Origin of the sequence: Eubacterium ramulus, from assembly GCF_003122485.1 — a bacterium.
GTDB lineage: Bacteria > Bacillota > Clostridia > Lachnospirales > Lachnospiraceae > Eubacterium_I > Eubacterium_I ramulus_A.
This window is the reverse complement of the sequence record NZ_JRFU01000230.1, coordinates 1-4,240: the sequence shown is the minus strand read 5'-3', so window position 1 is coordinate 4,240 and position 4,240 is coordinate 1. Positions and strand designations below refer to the sequence as shown.

Below are 4,240 nucleotides of genomic sequence, written 5' to 3'. Positions count from 1 at the left end.
TTGCATGACGCGCACCTCGCAACAAGAATGCCGGAGCATTCTTGAATACATCCTTTCTATGATAATATAGGTTCGACTGAAAGGCGCGTATGAGTTACGTTGCCATCGGTAGAAAATTTTAATACCTGCATTTGTTTCCGATTTACACAGAGACAGATGCAGGTATATAATTAAAAAATAAAATGTACGGAATAATCCGTAAAGTATCTTAAATTAATTTAAGGGCAGAATTGTATTTTTGAGGAGGAACCACCATGGGGGAATTAGAAATCAGCAAAATTGAAAAGGTTTTGGATGAACGGGTGCGCCCGAATCTGGCTCAGCATGGAGGCGATATCGAGATTGAAAAACTGGAGGACGGAGTCCTTCATGTGAGAATGCATGGACAGTGCAGCGGATGTCCTTCTGCAGAACTGACGTTGGAAAATCTGGTCAACACAGAGTTAAAAGAAGCGTTTCCGGAACTGAAAGATGTTGTGCTGGTGACAGGTGTCAGTGATGACCTGATCGCACAGGCAAGACAGATCATGCGCCAGAGAAAAGAAGCAAAAAAATAGAGATTTTCTGCAGGCAGATTGCATGAGAAAAAGATAAAAATGATCTGTAAGCAGATGGGACGCAAAAAGAAATAAGCAATAATCTGTACGCTGGGACGGAATGCAAGATGATGGAAAAAGAAGAAATCAAGAAAATTTTGCCACACAGAGAACCGTTACTTTTGGTAGATCGCGTGACGGAGCTTCAATTGCCGGATCGGATCGAAGCAGAAGTGGACATACAGAAAGACTGGCAGATCTTTCAGGGGCATTTCCCGGAACAACCAATCTTGCCGGGCATCTATATTATGGAAAGTATGGCACAGACAGCAGATATCTTGTTATTGCTTTCGGAACAGAACCGTGGAAAACTGCCATTATTTTTTCAGGTAAGCCAGATGCGGTTTTACCATCCGGTGTATCCGGGAGCGCGATTGTATCTGAGTGCACAGTTAATCTCAGACGCAGGAAATGGTATGTATGACTGCAGAGTGACGGCGAAAACAGATGCGGGACGTGCAGCAGTCGGTGTGATCACACTGGCAATGAAGGCAAAATCAGAATAGCATAAAATATATGAGGATAAGACAATGACAAATCTTGAAAAATATAACAAAATTTTAAAAAGAAATTTACAGGCAACTGACGAAGATCTGAACGATGATGTGCTTGTGTATAATAGATTTAAAAGATGGGAATCTGTTCGTCATGTAGACATGGTAGCAGATCTGGAAGAAGCATTTGGTGTGTTCTTTGAAACACTGGATATCACATCTTTCAGCACCTACAGCAAAGGAATCGAGATTCTGGAAAAACTTGGCGTGGATATGAGTAAATAAGAGATTTTTCGTAAAATCTCTTACGAAAGTATCTTTTGAGAGAACACGTCATGAGAATAAAAGGTATTCTTTAAGAAGGATTATTGAAAAAAGAAGGTATGACAATGTATTTTGATATGGAATTAAAACCTGCAGACCGCCCTGCATTGCAGACGGATACAGGCATTTGCATTACATACGGTGAGCTGCGTGAGCAGATTGCAGAATTCAGACATGCAGTCCGCCAGCGCAGCTTTGTTTTTTTATTATGTGAAAATACACCGGGCGCAGTGATCGGATATCTGGGATGCTTAAATGCAGGAGCAGTACCGTTGCTGCTAAACGCTGAGCTGGATGAAACGCTGCTGCAGGAAATGTATGAGCGGTATCAACCGGAATATGTATGGATGCCGAAGAAACATGCAGAGACATGGAAACCATGCAATTTATCAGAAAAACAGAACAAAGCAGACGAAAATATCAATAAAAGTGATGAAAAAAACTGCACGATCGGATATGAAAAAGCAGAGTATGTCTTATATCAGACCGAAGCACCAAAATGTGAACTGCATCCGGAGCTGGCATTGCTGCTGGCAACTTCCGGAAGTACCGGAAGTCCGAAGCTGGTGCGACTGTCACGGCAAAATCTGGAGAGCAATGCGTTATCCATTATGGAATATCTGAAACTGACAGAGTCAGAACGTGCGATTACTTGTCTGCCGATGCAGTACACCTATGGATTATCAGTGATGAACAGTCATTTTCAAGCGGGAGCCTGTGTGCTTCTGACCACCAGCAGCGTGGTACAGCAGCAATTTTGGGATTATTTCAAATCCGCAGAAGGAACCAGTCTGGTGGGCGTTCCATATACGTATGAACTGTTCCGACGTCTGCATCTGTTTGATGACCGGACACAGAAACCGGGAGAACAACCGTGGTATCAGCATCTTCGCTATATGACGCAGGCGGGCGGCAGACTGCCGGAACCATTGCAGCAGAAAGTTGGAACATGGGCAAAAGAGCATGACATTAAATTTGTAGTCATGTACGGTCAGACCGAAGCGACTGCACGTATGAGTTATCTTCCGGCAGACCATTGTCTGGAAAAAATCGGAAGTATCGGCATTGCGATTCCGGGAGGAACCTTCCATTTGGAGGATGTTGATCCGGCAACTGGTGTCGGAGAACTGATCTATGAGGGACCAAACGTAACGCTTGGCATGGCAGAATGCCGTGCGGATCTGAGTAAAGGCGATGAACGCCAGGGTGTGTTACATACCGGAGATTTGGCAAGAGTCGATGAAGACGGATTTTACTATATTGCCGGTCGCAAAAAAAGATTCCTGAAGATTTTTGGAATCCGTGTCGGATTGGATGAATGTGAGCGTATTTTGCAGAAAGCCTATGTGGAAGTTGATTGTGAATTTGTCTGTGTGGGAACAGACGATCATTTGCAGATTTATACGACCGATTCGACATGTGCGGAAACCGCAGCAGAGCTGCTGGCAGACCGACTGCATATAAGCAATCGCGCGGTGCAGGCGTATTATATTGCAGAGATTCCGAAAAATGCTTCCGGAAAAACGCAGTACAATAAATTGCAGGATAAAGTGAAGGAATAAAAAGAGTTCAAATGTTGTAGTAAGCTGCTTGTTTATCGGGTAAGAACTTATGAGACGAACTAATTGGACAAATATGGAAAAAGTGTAAATTTACACAGATATGATATATAGAAGAAAGAAAAGCATACTTTTGCATGAGGAGGGGAGAAACTTGGAGGAACAGAGAGAACATGAGGTGTATACCTTAGAAGAAGCGCAGAAAGATGAACAACTCACCACACAGTTAAAAGAACTGACGCGTTATCACAGGGAACATTGTCCGGCGTATGCCCGTATGCTGGAGGCTTCCGGATTTGATGAGTCAAATGTGACACATTATCGTGATCTTCCGTTTCTTCCGGCAGGATTATTCAAACGGATCACATTGAGCAGCATGCCAACGGAGGAAGATGATTACAAAGTCGTGACATCTTCCGGGACAAGCAGTATGGCATCCAGAATCGTGCTGGACGGAGAGACACGGACGCGCCAGCAGGTGGCACTGGCAAAGATTGGTGCAGATTTTCTTGGAAAAAAGAGACTTCCGATGCTGGTGATCGATGCACCTTCCGCGCTGTCCGGAATGCATCAGTTTTCGGCGCGGGCGGCAGGTATTCGTGGATTTTCCCTGTTTGGTAGATATCGCACTTTTGCTTTAAAGGAAGATATGTCACTGGATCTGGAAACGTTGGATGACTTTCTGGAAAAATACGGAAAGGAACCATTTCTGATCTTTGGATTTACATTCCTGATCTGGCAGTATCTGGTGCTGGCATTGGAGCAGTCTGGTTTGAAAAAAGATCTGTCACAGGGAATTTTAGTGCATGGTGGCGGATGGAAAAAACTGGCATCTCAGGCGGTATCAAAACAGGAATACAAAGCAAGATTACAGAAGGTTTGTGGTATTACAAAAGTGCATGATTACTACGGAATGGCAGAACAGGCGGGTAGTATTTTCATGGAATGTGAGTGTGGTCATTTACATGCTTCTGATTATTCCGGTATTTTGTTCCGGAGAGCGTCTGATTTTTCACTCTGTGATATTGGAGAGCGTGGAATCATTCAGGTGTTGTCGACACTTCCGGAAAGTTATCCGGGACACAGTATTTTGACGGAAGATGAGGGACAACTGCTTGGTGTGGATGATTGTTCCTGTGGACGAAAAGGTGCTTATTTTGAGGTGTTTGGCAGACTGAAACATGCACAGATCCGTGGATGTTCTGATACATTTCAGAAGAATTCAAGTCGAACGCACGTGAGACTTGGTGCGTGATTCTGGTCAGCG

5 protein-coding genes are annotated in these 4,240 nt (G+C 44.0%); all 5 read left to right on the top strand.

What is annotated here, in order from left to right; all coding sequences use genetic code 11:
* Positions 1-254: 254 nt before the first annotated feature.
* Entirely contained in the window at positions 255-557 is a 303-nt protein-coding gene (locus LG34_RS16050; protein ID WP_109216976.1) for a NifU family protein, read from the top strand.
* Between the two features lie 107 nt (positions 558-664).
* Positions 665-1,102, top strand: a complete 438-nt coding sequence (gene fabZ, locus LG34_RS16045) for a 3-hydroxyacyl-ACP dehydratase FabZ (RefSeq protein WP_109216975.1) — start codon at positions 665-667, stop codon at positions 1,100-1,102.
* Between the two features lie 24 nt (positions 1,103-1,126).
* Positions 1,127-1,375 (top strand): acyl carrier protein, encoded by a 249-nt coding sequence (locus LG34_RS16040; RefSeq protein ID WP_109216974.1) that lies wholly within the window; start codon positions 1,127-1,129, stop codon positions 1,373-1,375.
* Between the two features lie 104 nt (positions 1,376-1,479).
* Positions 1,480-2,976, top strand: coding sequence for an AMP-binding protein (locus tag LG34_RS16035; protein ID WP_242979933.1), 1,497 nt, complete (start codon positions 1,480-1,482; stop codon positions 2,974-2,976).
* Between the two features lie 151 nt (positions 2,977-3,127).
* A complete protein-coding gene (locus LG34_RS16030) occupies positions 3,128-4,228 on the top strand; it encodes an acyl-protein synthetase (protein ID WP_242979932.1) in 1,101 nt (366 codons plus the stop codon).
* The last annotated feature ends 12 nt before the right edge of the window (positions 4,229-4,240 follow it).